This window comes from Sphingobium sp. AP50 (assembly GCF_900109095.1).
GTDB lineage: Bacteria > Pseudomonadota > Alphaproteobacteria > Sphingomonadales > Sphingomonadaceae > Sphingobium.
Genome location: NZ_FNYZ01000002.1, coordinates 216555 through 243156, shown reverse-complemented (window position 1 = coordinate 243156; position 26602 = coordinate 216555). Strand labels below are relative to the sequence as shown.

At 63.7% G+C, this 26602-nt stretch carries 19 protein-coding genes and 2 tRNA genes; 14 read left to right on the top strand and 7 right to left on the bottom strand.

Annotation, left to right across the window (positions count from 1 at the left end; genetic code table 11):
• Positions 1-11: 11 nt before the first annotated feature.
• Positions 12-2216, bottom strand: coding sequence for a TonB-dependent siderophore receptor (locus tag BMY84_RS07075; RefSeq protein WP_093082349.1), 2205 nt, complete (start codon positions 2214-2216; stop codon positions 12-14).
• Between the two features lie 151 nt (positions 2217-2367).
• Between BMY84_RS07075 and BMY84_RS07070 the strand changes: the two genes are divergently transcribed.
• The 3 genes from BMY84_RS07070 to BMY84_RS07060 are packed head-to-tail and all read left to right on the top strand — an operon-like array spanning position 2368 to position 5791.
• Positions 2368-3105, top strand: a complete 738-nt coding sequence (locus BMY84_RS07070; protein ID WP_093082347.1) for an ABC transporter ATP-binding protein — start codon at positions 2368-2370, stop codon at positions 3103-3105.
• On the top strand, positions 3102-4544 hold the full coding sequence (locus BMY84_RS07065) for an ABC transporter permease (protein ID WP_093082344.1): 1443 nt from the start codon (positions 3102-3104) through the stop codon (positions 4542-4544). The genes BMY84_RS07070 and BMY84_RS07065 overlap by 4 nt, the downstream gene beginning before the upstream one ends.
• Complete coding sequence (locus tag BMY84_RS07060) at positions 4541-5791, top strand: DUF3526 domain-containing protein (RefSeq protein ID WP_093082342.1); 1251 nt, start codon at positions 4541-4543, stop codon at positions 5789-5791. Before BMY84_RS07065 ends, BMY84_RS07060 begins: the two co-directional genes overlap by 4 nt.
• A gap of 57 nt (positions 5792-5848) precedes the next feature.
• Here the strand turns inward: BMY84_RS07060 and BMY84_RS07055 are convergent, their stop codons facing one another.
• From BMY84_RS07055 to BMY84_RS07045, 3 genes are all read right to left on the bottom strand, one after another.
• Entirely contained in the window at positions 5849-7864 is a 2016-nt protein-coding gene (locus tag BMY84_RS07055; protein WP_093082339.1) for a TonB-dependent receptor, read from the bottom strand.
• A 115-nt stretch (positions 7865-7979) separates the two neighbouring features.
• Entirely contained in the window at positions 7980-9377 is a 1398-nt protein-coding gene (locus tag BMY84_RS07050) for a porin (protein ID WP_093082336.1), read from the bottom strand.
• Positions 9378-9489: 112 nt separating this feature from the next.
• Entirely contained in the window at positions 9490-10446 is a 957-nt protein-coding gene (locus BMY84_RS07045) for a PQQ-dependent catabolism-associated beta-propeller protein (RefSeq protein WP_093082334.1), read from the bottom strand.
• A 151-nt stretch (positions 10447-10597) separates the two neighbouring features.
• Here BMY84_RS07045 and pedF point away from each other — a divergent pair, with 151 nt between their 5' ends.
• The 4 genes from pedF to BMY84_RS07025 all read left to right on the top strand — a co-directional run bounded on the left by pedF (position 10598) and on the right by BMY84_RS07025 (position 14594).
• The gene (gene pedF, locus BMY84_RS07040; RefSeq protein ID WP_177203941.1) at positions 10598-11023 is read left to right on the top strand and encodes a cytochrome c-550 PedF; all 426 of its coding nucleotides are present in this window, start codon (positions 10598-10600) and stop codon (positions 11021-11023) included.
• Between the two features lie 5 nt (positions 11024-11028).
• Complete coding sequence (locus tag BMY84_RS07035) at positions 11029-11886, top strand: substrate-binding periplasmic protein (RefSeq protein WP_093082328.1); 858 nt, start codon at positions 11029-11031, stop codon at positions 11884-11886.
• 97 nt (positions 11887-11983) lie between these two features.
• Positions 11984-13732, top strand: coding sequence for a methanol/ethanol family PQQ-dependent dehydrogenase (locus BMY84_RS07030; protein WP_093082325.1), 1749 nt, complete (start codon positions 11984-11986; stop codon positions 13730-13732).
• A 79-nt stretch (positions 13733-13811) separates the two neighbouring features.
• A complete protein-coding gene (locus BMY84_RS07025) occupies positions 13812-14594 on the top strand; it encodes a response regulator (protein WP_093082323.1) in 783 nt (260 codons plus the stop codon).
• Positions 14595-14645: 51 nt separating this feature from the next.
• On the opposite strand, the gene BMY84_RS07020 is transcribed toward BMY84_RS07025, so the two are convergent.
• Positions 14646-17474, bottom strand: a complete 2829-nt coding sequence (locus BMY84_RS07020) for a TonB-dependent receptor (RefSeq protein WP_093082320.1) — start codon at positions 17472-17474, stop codon at positions 14646-14648.
• 183 nt (positions 17475-17657) lie between these two features.
• Here BMY84_RS07020 and BMY84_RS07015 point away from each other — a divergent pair, with 183 nt between their 5' ends.
• From BMY84_RS07015 to BMY84_RS07000, 4 genes are all read left to right on the top strand, one after another.
• Positions 17658-18278 carry an RNA polymerase sigma factor gene (locus tag BMY84_RS07015; RefSeq protein ID WP_256215117.1) on the top strand — a complete coding sequence of 207 codons (621 nt, stop codon included), beginning with the start codon at positions 17658-17660 and terminating at the stop codon, positions 18276-18278.
• Positions 18211-19182, top strand: a complete 972-nt coding sequence (locus BMY84_RS07010) for a FecR family protein (RefSeq protein WP_093082315.1) — start codon at positions 18211-18213, stop codon at positions 19180-19182. Before BMY84_RS07015 ends, BMY84_RS07010 begins: the two co-directional genes overlap by 68 nt.
• 152 nt (positions 19183-19334) lie before the next feature.
• Entirely contained in the window at positions 19335-20552 is a 1218-nt protein-coding gene (locus BMY84_RS07005; protein ID WP_256215144.1) for an MFS transporter, read from the top strand.
• 20 nt (positions 20553-20572) lie between these two features.
• Positions 20573-22081, top strand: coding sequence for a CRTAC1 family protein (locus BMY84_RS07000; RefSeq protein ID WP_093082310.1), 1509 nt, complete (start codon positions 20573-20575; stop codon positions 22079-22081).
• A 147-nt stretch (positions 22082-22228) separates the two neighbouring features.
• Here the strand turns inward: BMY84_RS07000 and BMY84_RS06995 are convergent.
• Both BMY84_RS06995 and BMY84_RS06990 read right to left on the bottom strand, forming a co-directional pair.
• Positions 22229-22303: transfer RNA gene (locus BMY84_RS06995), tRNA-Gly, on the bottom strand.
• 51 nt (positions 22304-22354) lie between these two features.
• A tRNA-Gly gene (locus BMY84_RS06990) sits at positions 22355-22429 on the bottom strand.
• A gap of 356 nt (positions 22430-22785) precedes the next feature.
• Between BMY84_RS06990 and paoA the strand changes: the two genes are divergently transcribed.
• Genes paoA through paoC form a run of 3 tightly spaced genes read left to right on the top strand, consistent with a single transcriptional unit; the run spans position 22786 to position 26572 of the window.
• Complete coding sequence (paoA, locus tag BMY84_RS06980) at positions 22786-23418, top strand: aldehyde dehydrogenase iron-sulfur subunit PaoA (protein ID WP_093082305.1); 633 nt, start codon at positions 22786-22788, stop codon at positions 23416-23418.
• Positions 23415-24371, top strand: coding sequence for an FAD binding domain-containing protein (locus BMY84_RS06975; protein ID WP_093082303.1), 957 nt, complete (start codon positions 23415-23417; stop codon positions 24369-24371). Before paoA ends, BMY84_RS06975 begins: the two co-directional genes overlap by 4 nt.
• Positions 24368-26572 carry an aldehyde oxidoreductase molybdenum-binding subunit PaoC gene (gene paoC, locus BMY84_RS06970; protein ID WP_093082300.1) on the top strand — a complete coding sequence of 735 codons (2205 nt, stop codon included), beginning with the start codon at positions 24368-24370 and terminating at the stop codon, positions 26570-26572. The genes BMY84_RS06975 and paoC overlap by 4 nt, the downstream gene beginning before the upstream one ends.
• The last annotated feature ends 30 nt before the right edge of the window (positions 26573-26602 follow it).

Genomic DNA, 26602 nt, shown 5'->3' with positions numbered 1-26602 from the left:
ATCCCTCCGGCTCATAAGCGGGCGCGCACGCCGATGGTGGCGGTGCGCGGCGTGCCGGGCTGCACCCAGACCGAGCTATAACTGCTGGCATACCATTTCTCGTCGAACAGGTTGCTGATTGTCCCGAACAGTTCGACGCCCTCAATCGCATCGACGCTGCCGAACAGGCGGAACAGGGTGTGCGACGGCAGGGTGAAGTCCGTACCCGTCTCGCCCAGCCGTTCGCCGACATATTGCATGCCCGCACCCAGTTGCGCCCCGCGCCGGGCAAATTCGAAATGCTTGGCGAACTGAATGTTCAGATTGTGGTCGGGAATGTTGATCAGCCTGTCGCCCGGCAGAATCTGGTAACCGAAATTGGCGTCATTCACCGCCGAACGGGCCTCTGCATCGGTATAGGCGTAGCTCAGCAGGATATCGATGTCGCCGGGCAGATGGCCGTTCACGTCCAGTTCGATGCCGCGGCTGCGCGCCTTGCCGATCGCAACGGAAAAGCCCGGATTATTATTGTCACTCGCCAGCACATTCTTCTTGGTCAGTTGATAGACCGACAAGGTGCCCGTCAGCGCGCCGCCCAACGCCGTCAATTTGACGCCGGTTTCGATGGATTCGCTGGTTTCGGGATCGAAAATTTCATTGTTGAAGTCGGCGCCGACATTGGCGCGATAGCCCTGACCATAAGCGGCATAAAGGCTGACCGGGGCACTCAGTTCATAGACGATGCCGGCCTGCGCGCTGAACCGTTCATATTTGCGCTTGTTATAACGACTGGCCGCCGCAAGCAGGCGATTGTCGACCTTCAGCGTCAGATTGTCGTAACGGCCGCCGATGCGGATCTGGAGCCGATCGGTCAGTTCGATCTGGTCCTGCACATAGAAGCCGAAGCTGCGCTGGGTATCGAGACGGTTGGTTTGAACCGCCTTCGCAGGCAGCGGATATTGGCCATAGACCGGATTGTCGATGTCGATGACATAGCCCGTCTGATCGCTCGGGTTGGCGCTGACAGCCGGGGGACGGAAGCGGGTGAAATAATTATCATATTCGAACTGGTCGAAATCGCCGCCGATCAGCACGCGATGGCGCAGTGCTCCCGTCGCGAAATTGCCCGCCAGTTCGGCGCGGACCACGCTATGTTCCGCATCATAGCGGCGCGAGCGGCGCTGGCGCGACAGGGAATGGCCATCGACGTAGAGCTTCTGGCGCGAAGCCGTCTGCTCCGCGTCGGACGAAAAGCCGGTCAGCAGCGTATCGCGATGGCTGGCCCCGACCAGCAGGCTCCAGTCATCATTGAACTGATGGTCGAGCCGCAACTGATGGCCGGTGGCGCGGGCGATCGTGTCGCCATCCCCCGGTTCGCCCAGAAAGCGTGAGCGCGGGACGGTATTGAAATCATTGTTGAGGACGACGATGCCGCGATCAAACGGCACCTCCACGCGGGTCCATTCAAAATCATAGGTCAGGCGCGTCCGATCGCCCAGCGCGACGCCGATCGAGGGCAGGAAGCCCCAGCGCTTCTGCGACACATGGTCGCGGAACGTGTCACCCTTCTCATAATAGCCGATCAGCCGCGCTGTGATGCCATCGGTCAGCGCCAGATTGGCGTCGGCGTCGGCGCGGAAACGGTCATAGCTGCCATATTGCAGCGATCCGCTGCCGAAGGTCCGGCCGATTTTCGCCTGTTTGGTGACGAGGTTGATCGTGCCGCCCGGCTCGCCGCGACCGATCAGCGCTGCCGCCGGCCCCTTGAGCACCTCGACCCGCTCGATCCCGGCGACATCGCGCTGGCCGCCAAAGCCGCGCCCGGCATTGAAGCCGTTGACCAGATAGCCGCTCGGCAGATTTTCATCACCCGCAAAGCCGCGAATGGCGAAACTGTCCCAAAGGCCGCCCAGCGTATTCTGGCGCGCGACGGACGCATTCATGTCCAGCGCGTCGGTCAGCCGCAGGATAGCATTTTGTTGCAGCGTCTCGGCGCTGATGTCCGTAATCGCCTGCGGAATTTCCTTCATCGCGAAGTCGCCGCGATAGGCCTGCCGCGCCCCGGTCACGGTGATGGCGCCCTCTCCCTCCTGCACATGATGGATCGCGTCACCGGTTTGGGCCTGCGCTGCGACACAAGCCAGACCAGCGGCCAACGGCAAGGCGCAGGCGATGTGGCGGACGCGGCGAGAACGGGCGGACGCAGCGCGCGGGCGCGGCAGGAACTGGATCGACATAATTTCCCCTGAATGAAATGAGACAGAATCTCATTCGCGGCAGGCCCTAGGGGAGCCAGGTCGTGGCCGTCAATGGAAATGTTATATTATTTCATTGACAGATTGCTGCATCGGCGAAATGCTTTCGGCGAAAATCCGAGGAGCCCCATTCATGTCCCTGACCGCCACCGGCCAGCGCATTCATTTGTCCGACGTCACCCTGTCCTATGGCCGCCATCGGGTGTTGCACGGGCTGACCCTGCATGTCGATGCGGGGGAGATTTACGCGCTGCTGGGCGGCAATGGCGCGGGCAAATCGACCACCATGTCGACGCTTCTGGGCTTTGCCCGGCCCGATAGCGGCACCGTGCTGATCGCGGGGCATGATCCGGCGGTGGAACCGGACAAGGCGCGGGAACAGATTGCCTATGTGCCGGAAAATGTGGCTCTTTATGAGCATCTGACGGCGCGGGAAAATGCGGCCTATCTGCTGGCGCTGGCCGGGCGCCATCCTGCGCCGGATGCGATCGACGGCGCGTTCGAGGCGACTGGGTTGCAATCCGCCGCCTGGGACAAAAGGCTCGGCGGCTTTTCCAAAGGCATGCGGCAGAAAGTGGCGATCGCCATCGCCCTGCTGCGCGAAGTGCCGGTGCTGCTGCTGGACGAACCCTCCTCCGGCCTCGATCCGCGCGCCACGGCCGATTTCAACAAGTTGGTGCATGATGTCGCACGGAAGGGTGCGGCGGTGCTGATGGTCACGCATGACCTGCTCTCCGCCGCTGACATTGCCCACCGCATCGGCTTCCTGGAATCCGGGCGCATCGTCGATGAAGCCAGCGCGCAGGGCGAGGAACGGTTCGACGTGCGTGAACTGCACCGCAAATTCTCCCGAGAAGTTGCCGCCGCATGAGCGCCATAACCCTGATCGCGCGCGACGAGCTACGATTGATGCGGCGCAACCGCGTCGCCGTCGTTGCCTTTGCACTGCTGGTGCTGCTGACATTGGCGGCCGCGCTCATAAGCTGGTCGCACCAACAGTCGATCACGCAAACCCGTGATCGCTTTCAGGCGCAGGCCGCCAAGGAATTCGAGGCCCAGCCGGACCGGCATCCGCATCGCATGGTGCATTTCGGCAATTTCATCTTTCGCCCGCTGGGGCCGCTGGCCGCCTTCGACCCCGGCGTCGATGCCTTTACCGGCAACAGCATGTTCCTGGAGGGGCACCGGCAGAACAGCGCCAATTTCGGCGATGTCCGCCAATCCTCGCTGCTGGTTCGGTTCGGCCAGTTGACACCCGCCTTCGTCTTGCAGGTGATCGCGCCCTTGCTGCTGATCTTCCTGGGCTATGGTGCGGTCGCGCGGGAGCGGGAACGCGGGACGCTGCGGCAGATGCTGGTGCAAGGCGTGTCGGCCCACGCGCTCGTCATAGGCAAGTTGCTGACGCTGAGCGTGGTCGCGGCGCTGGTCGGCCTGCCCGCGATGATCGCCTTTCTGCTGATCGCCGGACAGCCCGGCGCGCTGGCCGGGCCGATGCTGGTCATTGCGCTGGGCTATGCCGCCTATCTGACTTTGTGGGCGATCATCGTGATATTGGCATCCGCGCTGGTGCGGCGGGGGCGCGACGCGCTGCTCGCGCTGCTGGCGCTCTGGGCCGTACTGGTCATCCTGCTGCCGCGCGTCGCGCCGGATGTCGCGGCGCAGACCCACGCCCTCCCGACGCGACTGGAAACCGACATTGCCATCGCGCATGATCTGCACAGGCTGGGCGACAGTCACAATCCCGACGATCCTTTCTTCAAGGCGTTCAAGGAAAGAACGCTGCGCCGATATGGCGTCACCCGCGTCGAGGATCTGCCGGTCAATTATAACGGCCTGCTGGGGATGGAGGGCGAAAAGCTCACCTCCCGCCTGTTCGACGATTATTCCGATCGCAGCTTCGCCATTCAGGCGGCGCAAAGCCGCATGACCGACGGCTTCGGCATCGTCAGCCCGGCCATTTCGCTGCGGCAATTGTCGATGGCGGCGGCGGGCACCGACCTGGCCGGCCATCGCCGCTTCCTGACGCAGGCGGAGGCCTATCGCTATGACATGGTGCAGCGGCTGAACAGGCTTCAGGCCGAAGCCGTCAGCTATGCCGACGACAAAGCGAAGGATGTGGGCGCCGACCAGCGCAAGCGCATCTCCGCCGATCATTGGCATGCGATCCCGCAATTCCGCTTCCAGCCGGCCAGCGCCACCAATCTGGTGCAGGCCAGCCTGCCCGGCCTTGGCCTGCTGCTCGTCTGGCTGGTCATCGCCGCGCTGGCGCTGCTGCCCGTCGCCCGCCACCTTCAGAAAGCCCGTCCATGATCCTGATCGCCCACGAACTGCGCCTGTTGCTGCGTGTCCGCATGGCGATATGGACGCTGCTGCTGGTCGCCCTACTTTCGATCGCCGCCGTGGCGGCGGGCATGGCGGAGGTTACCCGGCAGCGCGACGTCATCGCCCGTATCCAGCCCAAACAGGCGCAGGATATCGCCCGCATCGCCGCATGGGTCGACAAGACGAAGGATGCGGGCAGCGCCGCCTATTACAGCTTTCACGCGACATGGGATGCGCCCGCGCCGCTCGCTTTCGCAGCGCTCGGCCTGCGCGACGTCGCGCCCTATATATTGCGAGTCCGCGCATTGGGGCTGGAGGCGCAGCTTTATGACGGGGAGGCGTTCAATCCGGAACTCGCCTTGCCCGGCCGTTTCGATTTCACCTTCCTACTGGTCTATCTGACGCCGCTGTTCGTGATCGCCTTGTTCCATGATCTGGTGTCGGGCGAGCGGGAAGCGGGACGCCTGCGCATGCTGGACGCGATCGCCGGATCAGGGCGGCATCTGTGGGCGCGCCGGGTGCTGCTGCGCAGTGGACTGCTGTTCGTGGCACTGGCGGTGCCACTGACGATCGGGGCGATCCTGTCACAGGTGCCGAGCGCCACGTTGCTGGCCGTACTGGCGCTTATCGCGCTCTACCTCGCCTTCTGGATCGGCGTGACACTGCTGATCGGGCGGCTCCGCTGGACCTCGGTCGCCAATGCGGCGACGCTGGCCGGGCTGTGGCTGGTGCTGACGCTGATCCTGCCGACCGTTGCCCATGTCGCGATCAATCAGGAGATCCCGGTCGGTCAGGGCGTGGAACTGACGCTGGCCCAGCGCGACGCGGTGAACCGCGCCTGGGACATTCCACGCGAGGACACGATGCGCGCCTTTTACACCAGCCATCCCGAATGGAAGGACAGCCCGCCGCTGACCGCCGCCTTCCACTATAAATGGTATCTCGCCTTTCATCAGGTCGGCGATGAAAGCGTCGCGGGCAAGGTCGCCGCCTATCGCCAAGGGATAGAGGCGCGCGATGCGGCCGCTCACAATATCGGCTGGCTGCTGCCGTCGGTTGGGGTTCAGTCGGTTCTCGCCCGGCTCGCCGAGACCGACATGCAGGCGCAACTCGCCTATCAGGATCGCGTCCGCGCTTTCCACAAGCGTTTGCGCAATTTCTATTATGGCTATCTTTTCGCCGACAAACCCTTCGGCAAAGGCGACTTCGACAAGGCTCCGAAGTTCGAGGGCTGATTGTTGCTTCCCTGAGACCGAAGGCCAGCAGCAAGCTGGCCTTCATGCCCCATCCCGTCACCCGCCGAAAGTCACGCCGATCCACAAGGTGCGCGGGGTGCCCAGGTCGATCGATCCGCCGGAATTGCGGGTGACGACGGCCTTGTCGAACAGATTTTCGCCGCGCGCCACCAGGCTGATGCCATGGCCGACCGGCAGGCGGGCGATGGCGTCCACCGTCAGCGCGTCCGGCAATACATCGCTTTGCAGGTCGTCCTCATATTGTTTGGCGACATAGCGCAGCGTGGTCGACAGCGACGGGCCGGAAGCGGGGCTGTAGGCAATCGTGGCGCTGGCGGCATGGCTGGGCGTCTGGGCCGGGCGCAGACCGTCAAAGGCTTCGCCCGGCGCATCGACCCGGCTGTGGCTGTAGGCATAGGAGGCGGACAGGTTGATGTCGCCCAGTTTAGCTGCCGCCGTCAACTCTATGCCCTTGGCGACGATGCGGTTCACATTCTGCCGCTTGCGCGTCGTTGGGTTGATCGTCACATTGGCGATCGCATCGTCCAGCCGGTTGTAGAAGGCCGTGGCCGACAGGGTGATGCCCTTGGCCGGGGTCAGGTCGATGCCCGCTTCCGCGCCCTTGAGCTTTTCCGGATTGAGCGCGGCATTGGCCTGCGTCGTGATCGGGAAGACCACGAAGGGGCGATAGAGTTCATTCAGGGTCGGCAGGCGGAAGCCGCTATAGGCCGATGCCCGCAGCGCCACCGCGTCAGCCACATGATAGAGCGCACCGATCCGGCCGGACGTTTCCCAGCCCGACCGGTCGGCATAGTCGCTGCCGGTCGCTGCGCCGGTAGTGGCGCTGACCTGATGATAGAAGCCGTTGGTGATCGACCAGCGATCGGCGCGTGCGCCGCCTGTCAGCACCAGATCGCCGAGCGTCCAGTCATCCTCGATGAAGATGCCGCGCGTCCACTGGTCGCCGCCCGCATGGCGCAGGAAGGTGCGCGGATTGGCGGCGAGATTGGCGTTATAGGCGTCCTCATACATGTCGCCGGTGGCAAAGCGCGTGTCGACGCCAAGGCGCAGCATATGGTCAGAACCGACCGGCGGCCGTATCTCGATCTTGCCGCCGATCCCGGTGGAGGGTGTGTTGCGCTGGTCCAGCGACTTGCGGAAAGTGGAGGAGGACATGACGATATTGGAGAAGTTGCGCGCCTGAATATAAGCCAGCGCGTCCACCTGCCACGACCCGCGATTGATGTAGCGGATGCTGGCATCCTGCCCCTGGCTCATGCTGTCCGCGCCCTTGAAGCGCAGGGTGCGGTTGTCTTCGAACAGGGTCGCGCGGAATTGCAGTTCTGACGTGGCGGACAGGGGGGCTACGGCGCGCAAATTGGTCGACCAGCCATCATAGGCGGCTGGCACGGTGGCGGAGACGCGCTGGTCCTTCGGCGTGGTCTGAAAGCCGTCGCCCCGGTCCCAGCGGCCCGACAGCGAGACATAGCCCCCGCCCAGATCCTGCGTCAGCCCGGCGGACAATTCGGTCGAATCGCGGCTGCCGTAAAAGGCGCTGGCGGTAAAGTCGGGCAACTGGTCGCGGGTAGCGCTGGCCATTTCGATCGTGCCGGCCACCGCGCCCGCACCAAAGGCGCCGATGCCGCCGCCGCGCGTCACCCGCACCACCGACAGGCGTTCCGGCGCCAGAGAACTGAAAGGGATATAGCCGAAGAAGGGATCGGCGACCGGTACGCCGTCCAGCAGCATCAGCGTCCGGCTGGACGCATTGCCGCCCAGCGCGCGCAGCGTCGCACCTTGATTGGAGGGGTTGGAGGATCGACTGTCCGACCGGCGGAACTGCTGGAAGCCGGCGACATCGCCCAGCACGCTTTCGATCCGGCCCGATGCGCTGTCCAGCAGGCGTTGCCGGTCGATCACGACCGATCCGTATGCGGGTGTGCCGGGCGGCAGGTCCAGCCCCGCGCCCGTCACTATGATGGCGGATGCGTCCCCGGCAGCCTCATCGGGCGCCTGCGCCAGAGCGGCGGTCGGAACGGTCAGCAAAATGGCAGGCAGCACGAAATTTTTCATAGCGATCCCCTCGCGCCCCTATGCTTGTTTTTCAAGCCTTGATCAAAAAAGGGCCGCATCCCTATTAGGATGCGGCCCCCGCTTCGTGACATTGTTCCTTGGGTCGGATGGCGCGTCAGAAGAAGAGAATTGCGCCTGCTGCGATGGCGTCCGACGTCGCCTTGTTGCCGTTATGCGCTTCCGATTTCGTATTCACATATTCGCCCAGCAGCGTGACCCAGCTATTGAGGCCATAGCGGACCTGACCGACCCAGCTGCTATTCTTGTCCACCAGCGTCGGGTTGGCCAGGGCATCGGCGGCATTGGCATAGTCGAGATTGCTTTCGCCATAGCTGCCGCCGACCGAAATCTTGCCGAAGGTCGCCAGCCCTTGCAGATAGAAGCCATGGCTGTCGCGCTTGTTGCCGAGGCCATCGGTGTCGAACAGGTTGAGTGCGGTCGTGCCCAGCCCCGATGCGTCATAATAGGTGCCGACCACCGTCACCGGGCCGAATGTCACCTTCGCACCCGTGTCCCAGCCCCAGCCGGTATAGTCCGGGCCAAGATCGACATTATGCTTCTGGGTGGTGCCCGACAGCCAGACGCGGGTGGCGACGTCGCCGAATTTGCCGTCATAGACGAACTTGGCCTGGAAGCCGGGCTGCTTGTTGGTTTCGGCCGGGCCGGTCAGCGAGGACAAAGGCTCGAAAATGCCGATACTGGCGGTAAAGCCGCTGAAGCTGGGCGTGGTATAGGTGATCTGCGGCTGGAAATCGGTGTAGATATAGCCGGTGCCGATCCGCCCCAATGTCGTGTTGGACGGGGCGACATTGCCCGCCGGGGTGCCCGACGATAGCAGGGTGATGTCGTTCAGGATCGATTCCGACTGGAACAGGCCGATGTCGCGGCCGATCTTCACCTCGCCAAAGCCGGCCCGGCCGAAGGTCAGATAGGTCTGGCGGAAATCGATGCCGCTGGTCTGGAGGGCGCGAGGATTGCCGCCGCTGTTCGCGCCGCCACCCGAATAGCTGACGCTGTTGATGCCCGGATACATGCCGAAATGCGCGCCCACGTCCCAGCCGCCCTGGGTGGTGGTCGCCTCGACCTTCAGGAAGCCGGGGAGCAGGCCGTTGCGCACCGCCGACGTGCTGCCGCCTACGGTCGCGACGCCGCCCGTGACCGCATTGGTCGCGCTGGGCGCATCGCCATTGTCATGCACATAGAAACCGTTGACGGAGCCGGAGAATTTCAGCGCCACATCGCCGACCTGAAGACCCACACCGCTTTCCGTCATCCGCACATAGCCCGCGCCCCCCGATGCGTCCGGCGTCACGGCCGGAGCGGGGGCGGCGGCGGCCTGCGCCGTTTCGGTCGCCTGCCCCTTCACCAGTTCCTGATATTCGTCGTCGGTCAGGATGCCCTTTTCGTGCAGCCGCTTCAGCAGGTCCGCGGTGGTGCCGGCCATGGCCGGCGCTGCGGTGGCGGCGAGCATCAGCGCTCCAGCCGCGCTCATCAGGCGCAACGTCCCCTTCATATCATCCTCCCTGTCTTCACGCCGGCTTGTCTCCGGCTGGGGCGGAGAGTGCGGCGGAAGGGGGAGCCGAGAAATTGGACTTAGGTTCTCGTCCCTTCGGACAGGCGGGACATCAGGGCGCGGCGACGATTCCCCACGGCGCTGCGCCGACCGCGATGGTGCCGGTCACTTGCGCCTTGGCCAGATCGATCACGGACACATTGTCCGAAAGGCCATTGGCGCTGTAGGCGCGGGCGCCGTCGGCACTGATCGCGACATGCCACACGCGCTTGCCCACGGCCACATAGGCCCGCACCTTGCGCGTCGCGACATCGACGATGGCGACATGATCGGCCCGGCCCAGCGCGATCACCGCCGTCTTGCCATCGGGCGTGAAGCGAATGCCGCAGGGCAGGATGCGATGATCGGGGATGCCGGTTATGGCGAAGCGCAGCGTGTCGCTGACCTGCCGGGTGACGGTGTCGACAATCTGCACCGTGCCGCCCACTTCCGCCGCGACCCATAGCTGCGCGCCATCGGCGGTAAATTCCACATGGCGCGGGCGCAGGTCGACCGGCGTCTCGGCGACCATCGTCTTGGCGCTGACATCGATCCAGTTGACGACATTATCCTCTTCGGAGGTGACGACCACCCATTTGCCGTCCGGGCTTTGCGCCACCCCCTCCGGCTCGCCGCCGACATCGACCTGATAGGCGACGCTCTTGCTGGCCAGATCGATCGCGGTCAGCGCCGCGTCATCCTCATTGGCGACGAACAGGGTCTTGCCGTCGCGTGACAGGAAGAATTGCTCCGGGTCTTGCCCCGATGGCAGTTCCGCCACGACCGCGCCGGTCGTCCGGTCGATCACCTGCACCGCATGGTCCAGACTGGCGCACAGATAGATATAGCGGCCATCCTTCGACACGGTGATGCCGCGCGGCCGACCGCCGACCTTCCACGTCGCGCTCACCGTGCCCGATGCCGCGTCGATCACGCTGACGCTGTCGCCCCGCTCATTGGAGACATAGAGGGTTTCGGCCTGCGCTGCGGCGGGCAGCAGCATCAACCCGGCGATGACGATGCGTTTCATTCTCTTCCTCTCCATGCCCCTCATTCTTGTCCCAGGGGTCTATCCGCAGCCCTGTCTCTACGGGATTGTACCAATGGCCAATGGGGGCGCGGCGCGCGCTTGCCTACACTCGGACGTATCAGGGGAAAACCGACCGGGTGAGGATATAATGATGAATTTGGGTAGGGTCGCGTTGCTGGGTGCCATGGCTGCTCTGGGCATGACCGCGACAAGTGCATTGATGGCGCATGGCGATGTGACGCCGCAGGCGGTGGATACGTCCGCCCTGCCGGATATCGGCGAGGCCTGGCTGGAGAAGAACCCCTATAGCGGCAATGCCAAGGCGATCGAGATCGGCCAGTCGGCCTATGGCCAGAATTGCGCGCGCTGCCACGGGCTGGATGCGGAGAGCGGCGGTATCGCGCCCGACCTGCGCTATCTGGAAGCGGGCGATTCGGGCGACCAGTGGTTCGTCGAACGCTTCCGCCATGGCTCCAGCCATGATGGTAAGGTCTATATGCCGCCCTTCGGCGACGTACTGGGCCAGAAGGCCGGCTGGGCGATCCGCGCCTGGCTCGAAACCAAGCACGAAGGCTGATCGCCATGCTCTCGCGGCGGGGGCTGATCGGCGGGGCGGGGGCGGCGCTGGCGCTCGGGCTGATGCCCGGCGGCCTCAGCGCTGCCCCGCTCGCCAAGGTCAAGGCGCTCGGCACCATCCGGGTGGTCGTCTATCAGAATAACCGCCCATGGTCCTGGGAGGAAGGCGGCAAGCTCGTCGGGCTGGACGCCGATCTGGCGCAGGCGATCGCCATGAAGCTGGGCGTGCGCGCCGACGTCGCCCAGCTGGTGGCGGACGAAAGCGCCGACGATGATCTGCGTAATGGCGTTTGGAAAGGCGGACTGCTCGGCTTCACGCCCGGCGACATCATGCTGCATGTGCCCTTCGACCGGGTCTTCGCCTCGCGCAACGATCAGGTCGCGATCATCGCCCCTTATTATCGCGAGAGCTTCGGTCTGGCCGGTAGCGGCGGCATGGCGGTGGAAGCGATGCCGACCGAATGGAAGGGCCGCAAGCTGGCGGTCGAGCTGGACTCCATTCCCGACTTCTACCTGATCGGCAGCTTCGGCGGCGTACTGGCGAAGGACGTTACCCATTATCCGACCGGGTCGGATGCCGTCGCCGCCGCGATGGCGGGGCAGGCCGATGCCGTTCTGGCCAGCCGCGCCCAGATTGAGGAAGGCGCCCACCGGTCCGGTGGCAAGCCGCTCGCCCTGCGCAAGGGGCCGCTGCCCGCCTTCGCCTCGCCCGGCTGGGATATTGGCATGGCGGTCAAGGAGAATAGCCGCACGCTCGGCGATGCGGTGGAAGAGATCGTCACCGCCATGGCTGCCAGTGGCGAGATGAAGGCGCTGTTCGACCGCTACGGCGTCACCTGGACGCCGGCGAACGCGGCGGGATGAAGGCCGACCGAAGGTTCAATTTGCCGCTTTGTCGGGGCGGCATAGTCTGCACACAAACGGGGGGCGTAGAGCGCCCGTTTCAATAGGGAGGATGGTTATGAAAGGACCGATGATGCGGGCGCTGTCGGGCGCTGCCGCACTGTCGCTGGCGGTCGCTGCGGCGCCGCTGATTGCGCAGGCCCCTCAGGGGCCTAATGACGCCGATCTGATGAACGACGCGGCATCGACCGGCGACGTTCTGACCTATGGCATGGGGCCGCAGGCGTATCGCTTCAGCACGCTGAAGGCGATCGATACGAGCAACGTGTCCAAGCTGGTCCCGGCCTTCGCCGCTTCGCTGGGTGGCGAGAAGCAGCGCGGTCAGGAAGCCCAGCCGATCGTCTATGACGGCACCATCTATGTCACGGGCAGCTATTCGCGCGTCTTCGCCTTCGATGCCCGCACCGGCGAGGAAAAGTGGCAATATGACGCCCGCCTGCCCGACGGCATCATGCCCTGCTGCGACGTCGTCAATCGCGGTGCCGCCATCTATGGCGACAAGATCATCTTCGCGACGCTGGACGCGCGGCTTGTGGCGCTCAACCGCAACACCGGCAAGGTGATCTGGAACAAGCAGATCGCCGATTACAAGGAAGGCTATAGCGCCACCGCCGCCCCCCTGATCGTCAAGGGCATGGTCATCACCGGCAATTCGGGCGGCGAATTCGGCGTCGTCGGCGCGGTCGAGGCGCGCGACGTCAACACCGGCGAACTGATCTGGCACCGCCCGGTGATCGAAGGCCATATGGGCACGCTCAAGGGCAAGGATAATGGCATTACCGGCAAGCTCAACGCGACCTGGACCGGCGACCTGTGGAAAAGCGGCGGCGGCGCAACCTGGCTGGGCGGCACCTATGACCCGGAAACCAACCTGCTCTTCTTCGGCACTGGCAACCCGGCACCCTGGAACAGCCATCTGCGCCCCGGCGACAATCTCTACACCGCCTCCACGCTGGCGATCGACCCGGACACCGGCGTCATCAAATGGCATTTCCAGACCACGCCGCATGACGGCTGGGATTTCGACGGGGTGAATGAATTCATTCCCTTCGACGCCACGATCAACGGCAAGCCGATGAAGCTGGGGGCGAAGGCCGACCGCAACGGCTATTTCTTCGTGCTGGATCGCACCAACGGCAAGTTCATCAGCGCCAGCAAGTTCGTGATGCAGACGACCTGGGCCAATGGCTTCAACAAGAATGGCAAGCCCAACTATATCCCCGAAGGCCGTCCGCCGGCGCCGGGTGAAGGCAAGGGCAAGCCGGTCTTCGCCTCACCCTCCTTCCTGGGCGGCAAGAACTGGATGCCGATGGCCTACAGCCAGGATACCGGCCTGTTCTACATCCCGTCCAACGACTGGGGCATGGACATCTGGAACGAGCCGATCGCCTACAAGAAGGGCGCGGCCTATCTGGGCGCGGGCTTCACCATCAAGTCGATCGCGGAGGACCATATCGGCGCGCTGCGGGCGATGGACCCCAAGACCGGCAAGATCGTGTGGGAATATAAGAACAAGGCGCCTTTGTGGGGCGGTGTTCTGACCACCGGCGGCAACCTCGTCTTCACCGGCACGCCCGAAGGCTATCTGAAGGCGTTCGATGCCAAGACCGGACAGGAATTGTGGAAGTTCCAGACCGGCTCCGGCGTGGTCGGATCGCCCGTCACCTGGGAACAGGATGGCGAACAATATGTGGCGGTGATGTCCGGCTGGGGCGGCGCGGTGCCGCTGTGGGGCGGCGAAGTCGCCAAGTCGTTCAAGGATATCAATCAGGGCGGCGCGCTCTGGGTGTTCAAACTGCCGAAATGAGGGGTGACGCGCGCAAGGCCGATGCCGGTTTTGCGCGCATTGCCACTAGAGACGCAGCCAGAGACAGGGATCAAAGACAATGATCGTCATGGGACGTGGACATTATGCGCAATCCGCTCCGGCCATCCCGCCCGGCGCAATGCGGCTTGCCACGTCCCATGATGTGTCCGATCATCATGTGCAGGGGCAGGATATGGGGCATTATATGGGCGGGGACGCGATCATGGAGCGGGTGCTGATCATCGATGATCATCCGCTGGTGCGGGATGGATTGCGCAGCGTGATCGCGATCAGTTTCGACAATATCGAGATTTTCGAGGCGGCCGGGCTGGATGAAGCCGTCGCCACGCTGGAAAAGCAGGATAATTTCGACCTGATCCTGCTCGACCTCAATATTCCCGACGTCCGCCGTCTCGACGGCCTGAAGCTGCTGCGCGATCGTTTTCCGATCCTGCCGGTGGTGATGGTGTCCGGCGCGTTCGACCGCGCCATCGTGCAGGAGGCGCTGGCCGCCGGGGCCGCCGGCTTCATCCCCAAATCGCTCAAGCGCAGCGCCATCGTCGACGCCCTGCACCGGGTCGTGTCGGGCGAAATCTATCTGCCCGAAACCATGGGGGAGGGCACGGCGCCCTCAGCCGAGGAAGATGATATCGCCCGCCGCATCGACAGCCTGACACCGCAGCAGAAGACGGTGCTGGGCCACCTGGTCAACGGCCGCCTCAACAAGCAGATCGCGCATGACCTCAACGTGTCGATGACCACGATCAAGGCGCATGTCTCCGCGATCCTCCAGAAGCTGGGCGTGCTCAGTCGCACCCAGGCGGTGATCAAGGCCAACCGGGTGCATTTCGGCGAGGATTAGGAAAGACAATGCGCCGCCCCGGGGCCGGGACGGCGCATTCCTGCTGATCGATCAGAAGGTCAGCCCGACGCGGGCATAATAAAAGCCGCCGGTGAAGCCGATCGGCGATGTGCCGGCATATAGCCCCTGACCCAGCGTGGCGCTGACGTCGCTGGCGCGGTTCTTGTCGGGATAGACGTTGAAGATATTGTTGGCGCCGATCGCGATGTTGATCATCGGCGTCATCTGCCAGCTTCCCTCCAGGTCCGTGATCCACTTGGCGCCATAGCTGCGGTCGTTGGGATAGGTGGTCACGCCATTGCTGGTCACGCCATTCTGATAGGATTTGAAGCCGCCGAAACGGGTCAGCCGTGACGACAGGGTGAAGTCGCCCATCGTGGCAAGATTGCTGATCGACAATTTGGTGCGCGGCAGGTTGTTGGTCATGTTGCTCTGGCGCGCGCGGTCGAACAGGACATAGCCGGTCGATGCCAGTTCGGCCGGGTTGTCGATGATATGGGTGATCTTGGTCCGGTTATAGTTGAAGCCAAGGTTCCACTGCATCTTCACCGCATCGAACAGGTCGTGCCGGTAGGAGGCGACGACATCGATGCCGCGCGTGCGGGTGTCGATGGCATTGGTATAATATTGCGCCGTCAGCGTATTGGCTTCCGATGCCGGAATGCCGCTGGCGATCAGGATGTTGGAGATGGCCGTGCCCGTCAGCGTGCTGGTGATGGTGATGCGATCATCCACGTCGATCTGATAGGCGTCGATCGTCAGGCTGAAATTAGGCAGCGGCGTCAGCACCACGCCCGCCGAGATGTTGAAGGATGTTTCGGGCTGTAGCGGCTTGGCCCCCAGCGCGATGGCCGCAGGATCATCGACCGCCAGCGTCTTGATCTGGAGCAGCTGGTTGGGAACGCCGTTGACCGTGCGGAACTGGTTGGTCGTCTGGGTATAGATTTGCTGGGCCACGGCGGGGGCCCGGAAGCCGGTATTGGCCGCGGCGCGGAAGGCGATCCAGTCGGTCGGGGCGTAACGACCGTTCACTTTCCAGATCAGCGTATTGCCGCTGCCATCATCATAATGTTCGAACCGTGCGGCCGCGCCGATCGTGATATCCTTGGTCGGATCCCACGCCACGTCGGCATAGACGGACAGATTGTCGCGCGACATATAGGCGGCGTCTTCCGGCTGGAAACCGGCCGAGCTTTGCGCGCCGGGCGTCATGCCCGACACGATATAGTCGCCGACCAGATAGCTGGCCTCGTCGCCGGCAAAAGTCTGGTAGCGTTCATGCCGATGCTGGGCACCGGCCGACACCTGAAGATTGCCGCCGCCGACGTCATAGCCGCGCGTGATGTCGAGCGATGTGACGAATTCCGACGACTTGAGTGTACCGATATAGAATTCGGTCGGGCTGAGCGTCCCCATTGAGGGATTGAGCGTGCCTTCGGATGACTGGCGGGCCCGGTTGCGGCCATAGCCGGTCGAGAAGTCCCAGTCCCATCCGGACAGTTCGCCCTTGGCGCCGACGGTGAGTTCGAAATCCTCTTCGTCGATCATGATGTGCGGGCGATAGCCGGTCGGATAGATGCCCATGACATTGTTGATGTCCTTGGGATAGCGATAGCTGTACCACAGGTCCGAACGGCGCTGGCTGTAGGTGCCAAAGGCATAGAACTGCACGCCGCCCAGATCATAACCGGCGTTGAGCGCGGTGTTGATGCTGCGCGAGGGCATGACGCCATAGCTGGTGGTGACGATCCGTTCCGTACCGACAGCGGCCGCATCGCGCGGGTCGAGCGCACCATTCACCAGCGGATAGAGGCAGGTCGTGGTCGCCGTCACCGAACAGTCGGCCAGCGGCAGCGCCCTGTTCGACATTTCCTGCTTCTTGAGGTTCAGCGAGAAATTGGCGAAGCCATTGTCGCCCAGCTTCATGCCGAAATTCAGGTCCGCCTGATACAGTTCGCCGTCCGACCGGTCGAAATTCTGGCCGGCGGTGAAATTGGCAGATCCGCCTTTCGCATCGTCCTTCAGGATGATGTTGATGACCCCGGCGATCGCGTCCGACCCATATTGGGCGGCGGCGCCGTCACGCAGCACTTCGATATGGTCGACCGCGGAGGTCGGAATCATGTCGAGGTCGGCCGGGACCGATCCATTGTAGAGGGACGACACGGCGTTGATCAGCGACGTCTTGTGCCGACGCTTGCCGTTGACCAGGATCAGCGCCTGATCGGGGTTGAGGCCGCGCAGACCGCCGGTCGCGATCACCGTGGAGGTCGCGCCACCCGCGCGTACCGGCAGGTTGAAGGAGGGAACCAGCGTATTGAGCGCCTGAAACACGCCTGCCTTGCCGGTGCGGGTCAGGTCTTCGCCCGAAATCACGTCGATCGGAGTAGGGCTGTCGGTCACGGTACGCGCCTGGCCGCGCGATCCGGTGACCACGATGGCCGGGGCGGCCGGCTCATCGGCAAGGCTCGCTTGGGGCGAGAGGGCGGCACTACTTGCCTGTGCCGCAAAGGGCAGGCCCGTGACGCCAAGGCTGGCGACTTCCATGCCGCGCGCCTTTTGCGCCGGATTGCTGAGCGACAATGCGACGACGTCCTTGTTGTTCAGCGTGACCTTCAGGCCCGATCCGGCGATCAGCCGCTGCAAGGCGACGTCTGGCGTCATCTTGCCGTTGACGGATTGCGCATGCAGCCCCGCGACCTGATCATAGGGGAAGAGCAACTGGGCGCCGGACTGGCGCGCAAACAATGTCAGCGCCGTCTGCATCGACTGGGCCGGAATCTTGAATTTTGCCGGTTCGGCTGCGCTGGCGGAAGACTGGGTGGCGAGGGCGACGATCGCCGCCGTCGCGCACAAGGACAGGTTACGAAAATTCCGCATCTATTACCCCCCGTGAAATATTTGAAATCTCAGTGGTGGATACGGAGGCGGATCGCGTTTCTGCTAACGACGCTTAAAAATATCTCATTTTTGTGACCCCGGCGCTCGGGCTATCGGGGTGCCCTGTTTTGCGGTCACGGGGATGAGGGCGAAACGGGAGAGATGGGGAAACAGGGGAACAGCGTGAACGTGGAATCGATCAGGGCAAGGCTGGATTGGTTCAAGCAGGCGATCCTGCCGCATGAAGGGGCATTGCGATCGCGCTTGCGCCGCATCGTATCGCGCAGCCATGATGTGGACGATCTGGTGGCCGAATGCATGACCCGCGCTTATGCGAACGGTGACATTCACCGCACGCATAGCGGCAAGGCATTTCTCTTCCAGATTGCCCGTAACCTGCTGATCGATGAAGCGCGGCGGGAAAAGATCGTTTCGCTGGAACTTGTCGCCGAACTCGACATGCTTCAGGTCGACAATTCGACCGAAGAAGCCTTACAGGCGCGCGACGAGTTGCGTCATCTTCAGGCTATTCTCGACACATTGCCGCAGCAATGTCGCCGGGCCTTCATAATGCGCCGGGTTCATGGAAAATCCGTGAAGGAGATAGCAGAGGAGATGGAGCTATCCGTCTTTACGGTAGACAAGCATTTGACGCGCGCAGCCGTGAAGATAATGCAGGCCATCGGTCAGTTTGAGGGTTCCGGATTTGGTTGGTCGCTACACAAGCGCACAGGACATGCAGGCGATCGAGGCCGAAGCGGCGCGCCTGTATCTGAAGGCGCGGGCGAGCGACGCGGCCGATGACTGGAACGCGGCCTATGCGTGGGTAGCGGAAAACCCGGCCCATGGCTTCGCCTTTGCCAAGGCAGAGGCCGGATGGGAACTGGCCGAACGGCTGAACGAACTGCCGGCCAGCCAGGATGAGGCCCCCGCACCGCAGGCCGTCATTGCGCAGGCGGAAGCAAGGCCGCTGATCGGCAGGCGCCGTCTGCTCGTCGGTCTGGCGACGGCCGCCGCAGCCATTGGCGTGGCCTCTACCGTCGCCCTGCGGCTGTTCGACACGGTCGACCATTATCGCACGGCGCTTGGCGAAACCCGCACGGTGCGCCTGGCCGACGGATCGCTGATCCACCTCAACACCAACAGTTCGGTCGAGGTCGCCCTGCGCGATGATATGCGGTCCATCAAGCTGCTGCGGGGCGAAGCGCGTTTCGATGTGGCGCATGACACAAAACGGCCGTTTATCGTGAATGCGGACGGGACGCTGGTGCGCGCGGTCGGCACCATGTTCAATGTGCGCCTGCGGGCGGACGTGACCGAACTGACAGTGATCGAGGGGATCGTTGCGGTGCGCAACGGCGATTCCGCCGTGCGACGGATCGAGAGCGGCCGCAGTGCCGCCGTGCGTAGCGGCAGCATCGCCGTTACCCATTTGGAACCGGCCAAGATCAAGCAGCGCATCGCCTGGCAGGACGGCATGGTGGAATTTGAAGGCGATACGCTGGCGCAGGCGGTCGAAGAGTTCAACCGATATCGCGCGACGCCGCTGGTCATCGGCGATCCGGAAATCGCCAGTCTGCGCGTGGGCGGCGCCTTCCGGCTCGACCGGTCGCAGGATTTCGTCGATGCGCTGGAAAGCGGCTTTGCCATTCGGGCCGTGCCGGGCAGCGACAATTCGATAATATTGGTTTCTGCCAACGGCGATTAGCAGAATGGCGCCGGCCGCCCGTATCAACGGGGATGGATCAGCTTTCTTCTTTCGCGTCAGCCAGACTATCGCCCTCCTCCGGCACGGCCGGGCAAACCACCATATCCCGCCAGGATCGCTTGCGGTCGATTCTGGGCGGATCGATCGGCAATATGATCGAATGGTATGACTGGTATGTCTATTCGGCCTTCACCCTCTATTTCGCGCCGATCTTCTTCCCCTCGGACGACAGCACGGCGCAGTTGCTGAACGCGGCGGCGATTTTCGCCGTCGGTTTCCTCATGCGGCCGATCGGTGCCTGGGCGATGGGCATCTATGCCGACCGCCGGGGGCGCAAGGCCGGGCTGACCCTGTCGGTGATGATGATGGCGGGCGGATCGCTGATGATCGCGGCGATCCCCAGCTATGGCACGATCGGGGTCGCCGCGCCGGTGCTGCTGCTGTTCGCGCGGCTGATACAGGGGCTGTCGATCGGCGGCGAATATGGCGCCAGCGCCACCTATCTGTCGGAAATGGCGCAGAGCGACCAGCGCGGTTTCTTTTCCAGCTTTCAATATGTGACGTTGATCGCAGGGCAGTTGCTGGCGCTGTGCGTGCTGCTGCTGCTCCAATTGTTCCTGACCGAACATCAACTGGAAAGCTGGGGTTGGCGCGTGCCCTTCGTCATTGGCGGGGTGATGGCCATTGGCGTCTATCGCCTTCGCCGGGGCCTCAAGGAAACCGAAGCGTTCGCAGAAAGCGCGGCAGTGAAGGAACAGCCGCAGTCGAGCGGGTGGAATCTCATCCGCCGGCATCCGCGCGAAGTGTTGTTGGTGATGGCGTTGACCGCCGGCGGCACGCTCGCCTTCTATGCCTACAGCACCTATATGCAGAAATTCCTGGTCAACAGTGCTGGGTTCGGCCGCCAGACCGCGACCGCCATCATGGCGTCGGCGCTGTTCATCTACATGCTCCTGCAACCCATGGCGGGGTGGCTGTCCGACCGGATCGGACGCAAGCCGCTGCTCATTGGGTTCGGCGTCAGCGGCGTGCTGTTCACCACGGCGATCTTCACCGCGCTGGAAAGCGTCACATCCTCCTTCAGCGCCTTCCTGCTGGTGCTGGCCGGTTTGGTGATCGTCACTGGCTACACGTCGATCAATGCCATTGTGAAGGCGGAACTGTTCCCGGCCAATATCCGGGCTCTGGGCGTCGCCTTGCCCTATGCCCTTGCCAACACGCTGTTCGGCGGCACCGCCGAATATGCCGCGCTCTGGATGAAGCAGGCGGGGATGGAAGGTGGCTTCTACTGGTATGTCACCGCGATGATTGCCGTGTCGCTGATCGTCTATCTGCGCATGCCCGATACGCGCAAAACCAGCCAAATCTGAAGAGAAGGGGGAAGAAGCCCATGCCATCGCTGAATCGGACGCTTTGTTATATCCTGCCGCTGATGCTGCTGTGTCAGCCGGCGACGGCGCAGGATGCCCCATCGCCAGTCGAGCCGGCCTTCACCTCGGTCCAGCCGGGCGACTTCGCCATTGCCGGATCGCTGTCCAATAGCTGGGCGGATTTCGACAATGATGGCGATCTCGATCTCGCCGTGTCGCTCAAGGGCGGCGACATCCGTCTCTATCGCAACGACAATGGCCGGTTCGTCAATGTCGGGCCGCAACTGGGCCTGCCGACATCGGGGCCGGAAATGCGCGGCGTCGCCTGGGGCGACTATGATGGCGATGGCTGGGTCGACCTGCTGGGCGGGGCGACACAGCCGGGGGAACTCAGTCTGGTCTTCCACAATGACGGCGGCAAGAGATTCGCCAATGTCGCGCCCGAAATCGGGCTGACCATTCCCAACCGGTCAGCGCGTCAGACCAGTTGGGTCGATTATGACAATGATGGCGATCTGGACGTCTATGCCACGAACCGGATCGGCCCGAACAGTCTCTATCGCAACGACAAGGGCAAGTTCGTCCAGGTTTCGGCGGGGACTGGCGTGTCGGACTCGCGGCCCACGGTCGGGGCCTGCTGGTTCGATTATAATCGCGACGGCTTTCTCGATGTCTTCCTGGCCAACCAGTCGGGCGCAACGGATGCGCTCTGGCGCAACAATGGCGACGGCAGCTTTACCGATGTCGCGCCTGCGCTGGGCATGGACAATCCGGGACGGACCAAGGAGGAAGGCGGGGTCGGCTGCGCCGTTGGCGACTATGACAATGACGGCTTTCTCGACCTGTTCGTGCCCAATTATGGCGTGAACACGCTCTACCATAATAATGGCGACGGCAGCTTTACCAACGTTGCCGGGGCAATGGGCGTGGGGATAGACAATCACGCCGTCGGCGCCGCATGGGGCGATTATGACAATGACGGCTTCCTCGACCTCTATGTCACCTCCTATCATGGTCCGCGTGACCAGCAGCAGCCCAGGGACAGCTTGTTCCACAATGAAGGTGGCAAGGGGTTCCGGCAGGTTCTGACCGAAACGTCGAAGCTGAATGTCGGCGATCATGGCGTGCAATGGGTCGATTATGACCGCGATGGCGCGCTCGACCTGTCGGTCATGCGCGGTTACACCAGTCAGGGCGGGCACTTCCTGTTCCACAATGATCTGGACCGGGCGGCGGCAAAGCGCAGCCTGTCGGTGACGTTGCTCGATGCGAAGGGGCGCTTCACCCGCATGGGGGCGGAAGTGCGCCTGTATGACAAGGCGGGCAAGATATTGGCCACGCGCCAGCTTTCCACCGGTGACGGCTATAATTCGGAAAATGCCACGCCGCTACATTTCGGTCTGAAGTCGATGGATGCCGTGACGGTCGAGGTGACCTGGATGAGCCGCATGGGACGCAAGCTACAGACGGTGCGTAACATTGCCCCGGCCCGCTATGCCGGAAAGACGCTGGTCATCAGACAGAAGTGATGACGAATCGGGCGTGGTGGAGAATGATCCGCCACGCCTAGCCTCATGAAGGCAGCAGCATCGCCGGTCGACCTTTCATGCGCAGGGGTGGGATACCAGGCAAGACAGGCCGGATGGCCGGTGTCTGTCGTGCAGGTCGATGAAAACTGGAGCGGGCGAAGGGATTCGAACCCTCGACCCCAACCTTGGCAAGGTTGTGCTCTACCACTGAGCTACGCCCGCTCGGGCGGCCGAAAGACACATCTTCGGCGAATGTGGCCAATCGGCAAAAACTGGAGCGGGCGAAGGGATTCGAACCCTCGACCCCAACCTTGGCAAGGTTGTGCTCTACCACTGAGCTACGCCCGCTCGGGCGGCCGGAAGAGTGTACCTCTCTCGGCGGGTGGCGGCCAACTAGCAAGGCTTTCCCAAATCGGCAAGGGGCAGAATTGCAGAAAAATGAAATCCTCTTCCCGGATCGCCAAAATCCCGACTTTTCGGCACTTTAGCAGGGCACGGAAAATGAGCTTCAGGTGGGCGCTGTCCCGCCGCTCGGCGAATCGCAAGCTTCCCGTCGTGAAAAAGCGCCGCTTGGCGCGCGCCGTCCATCTGCTAATCTGTATTCTTATCCGTTGCGGCGGGATCATTTGGCGCCGCCCTTCGTAATGAACAGCAGCCAGCGGGCCAAAAATAAGCAGGCCGCTCAATCGCAGGGAAGAACAGACATGTCGTCCGATTCACTGACGCGCCGCGGCCTGTTGCAGGGCAGCGCTGTCATCGCCGCCGCCGCGCCGGCCCTGTCCGCCGCCTCCGCCACAGCGCCCTCCCCAAATAGCGGAGTCAAAGCCATGATGCCGGTGGAACTGACCGTCAACGGCCGTGAGGTCCATCTCCAGCTTGATCCCCGCACCAGCCTGCTCGACGCGCTGCGTGAACATCTGCACCTGACTGGCACCAAGAAGGGCTGCGACCATGGCCAGTGCGGCGCCTGCACCGTCATTGTGGAAGGACGTCGGATCAACAGCTGCCTGACGCTGGCGGTGATGCATGATGGCGAGACGGTGACGACGATCGAGGGGCTGGGCACGCCCGAGGCGCTGCATCCGATGCAGAAGGCCTTCATCGTCCATGATGGCTATCAGTGCGGTTACTGCACGCCGGGGCAGATTTGTTCGGCGGTATCGGTGCTGGAGGAGATCGCGGCCGGCATCCCCAGCCATGTCACGCAGGATCTGGACGACGTAGCGCTCAGCGATGCGGAACTGCGCGAGCGGATGAGCGGCAATATCTGTCGCTGCGCCGCCTATCCCAACATCATCGCCGCCATGCGCGACGTGGCAGGGGAGAAGACGGCATGAAGCCCTTTACTTATGAACGTGCCACCAGCGTACAGGCGGCGGCGAAGGCGGCGGCTTCCGTACAGGGCGCGCGCTTCATCGCGGGCGGCACCAACCTGCTCGACCTGATGAAATTGCAGATCGAAACGCCGACCCATCTGATCGACGTCAACCATCTTGGCCTCGACCGGATCGAGGAGACGCCGGAGGGCGGGTTGCGGATCGGCGCGCTGGTCCGCAATACGGACCTTGCCGCCGACAGGCGGGTGCGGCGCGACTATGCGGTGCTCAGTCGCGCACTGGTGGCCGGGGCGTCCGGGCAGCTCCGCAACAAGGCGACGACCGGCGGCAATCTGCTGCAACGGACGCGCTGCCCCTATTTCTACGACACGCGCATGCCCTGCAACAAGCGTCAGCCCGGCAGCGGCTGCGGCGCGATGCAGGGGATGAGCCGTAGCCTCGCCATATTGGGCGTCAGCGACGCCTGCATCGCCCAGCATCCCAGCGACATGGCGGTAGCGATGCGCCTGCTGGACAGCGCAGTCGACACGATCGATGCGAATGGCGCGACACGGTCCATCCCGATCGCCGACTTCCACCTGCTGCCCGGCGACACGCCGCAGCGGGAAACGCTGCTGAAACCGGGCGAAATGATCACAGCCGTCACCCTGCCAAAGCCGATCGGCGGCACCCATGTCTATCGCAAGGTTCGCGACCGCACCTCCTATGCCTTTGCGCTGGTATCGGTGGCGGCGATATTCGGCAAGGACGGCACGGCGCGCTTCGCCTTTGGCGGCATTGGGGCCAAGCCCTGGCGCGTGGCGGCGGCGGATGCGGCGGCAAGGCGGGGGCCAAAAGCCGTGGCGGAGGCTGCCCTCGCTGGCGCCCGCACGACCCATCATAATGACTTCAAAAAGCTGCTGGTGGAACGGACGCTCGCGTCGCTCTATCGGCAGCAGGAGGCACGGGCATGAAGTTCGACCAGCCAGCAGGCATCAACCCGATCGACCGGGGCCGGGTGATCGGCATCCCGCATGACCGGATCGACGGCGCCGCCAAGGTGACGGGCACCGCCCCCTATGCCTATGAGCGCCACGATGCCGCGCCCAATGCCGCCTATGGCTGGATCGTCGGGTCGGCGATCGCCAAGGGACGGATCGCAGCGATGGACCTGCGTGCGGCGGAAGGTGCGCCCGGCGTGCTGGGCATCGTCACCCACGCCAATGCCGGCAAGCTGGGCAAGGGCAGCATGAACACCGCGCCGCTGCTGGGCGGACCGCAGATCGACCATTATGAGCAGGCGGTGGCTTTGGTCATCGCCGACACCTTCGAAAATGCGCGCGATGCGGCCAAGCTGGTGCGGATCGATTATGTGGCGGATGTCGGCAAGTTCGATCTGGCGGCCGAAAGCATTCGGGGTGTGATGCCGCCTGACAGTTTCGGATCGCCGGCCGATTCGAAGGTCGGGGATTTCGACAGTGGCTTTGCAGCGGCGGCCGTGACAGTCGACCAGCGCTACACCACGCCCGACCATAGCCATGCGATGATGGAGCCGCACGCCACCACCGCCGCCTGGAACGGCGACCGGCTGACGCTGTGGACATCGAACCAGATGATCGACTGGGGCGTGGGCGAGGTGGCGAAGACGCTGGGCATCCCCAGGGCGAATGTCCGGCTGGTGTCACCCTATATCGGCGGCGGCTTCGGATCAAAACTGTTCGTGCGCGCCGACGCGGTTCTCGCCGCGCTGGGGGCTAAGCGGGTCGGGCGTCCGGTCAAGGTCGCGATCGCCCGGCATCAGATTCCCAACAACACCACCCATCGCCCCGCCACCATCCAGCGCATCCGCATCGGCGCGGACAAACAGGGCCTGATCGATGCGATTGGCCATGAAGTCTGGTCGGGCGACCTGCCGGGCGGCGGGCCGGAAACGGCGGCGATGCAGACCCGCCTCCTCTATCGCGGGCCGAACCGGATGACGGCGCACCGGCTGGTGACGCTGAACCTGCCGGAGGGGAACGCCATGCGCGCGCCGGGCGAGGCGGTCGGCCTGCTGGCGTTGGAAGTTGCGATGGACGAACTGGCGGAGGCCTGCGGCGTCGATCCGGTCGAACTGCGCATCCGCAACGACGTGCAATATGATCCCGAAGCCGGCCCGCAGCGCCCCTTTTCCAGCCGCAAGCTGGTGGAATGTCTGCGCGCCGGTGCGGACCGTTTCGGCTGGGCCAAGCGCAACGCGAAGCCGGGGCAGGTGCGCGATGGGCGCTGGCTGGTCGGCATGGGCGTGGCGGCGGCGTTCCGCAACAATGTGGGGATGAAATCGGGTGCTCGGATCGGCGTGGATAGCACGGGCCGGGTGATCGTCGAAACCGACATGACCGACATCGGCACCGGCAGCTATACCATCATCGGCCAGACGGCGGCGGAGATGCTGGGCGTCACGCTCGATCAGGTGACGGTGCGTCTGGGCGACAGCCGCTTCCCGGCATCGTCCGGGTCGGGCGGCCAGTGGGGCGCCAACAGCTCGACCGCCGGCGTCTATGCCGCCGCCATGGCGCTGCGCGCGATGCTGTCGGAAAAGGCCGGCTATCCCGCCGATCAGGCGCTGTTCGAGGATGGGCTCGTCAAGCATGGCAACCAGTCGCAGACGCTGGCGGCGCTGGCCGGGCGGGAAGGGCTGTGGGCCGAGGACAGCATCGATTTTGGCGATCTCGACAAACGCTATGCGCAGGCGACCTTCGGCGCGCATTTCTGCGAGGTCGGCGTCGATATCGACACGGCCGAAATCCGCATCCGGCGCATGGGCGGGGCCTTTGCCGCCGGGCGCATCCTGAACCCCAAATCCGCGCGCAGTCAGGTGATCGGCGCGATGACCATGGGCGCGGGCGCGGCGCTGATGGAGGCGCTGGACGTCGACACCCGTTTCGGTTTCTTCGTCAATCACGACATGGCGGAATATCTGGTGCCGGTGCATGCCGACATTCCGCCACAGGACGTACTGTTCATCGAAGAACTGGACGACAAAAGCTCGCCGATGAAGGCCAAGGGCGTAGGCGAACTGGGCATATGCGGTGCCGGCGCGGCGGTGGCCAATGCCATCTACAACGCCACCGGCATTCGGCTGCGCGACTATCCGCTGACCATCGACAAGCTGCTGAAAGCGCAGGCGGCTTAAGTAAATTCCGACCCAAGGTATAATGGAGCG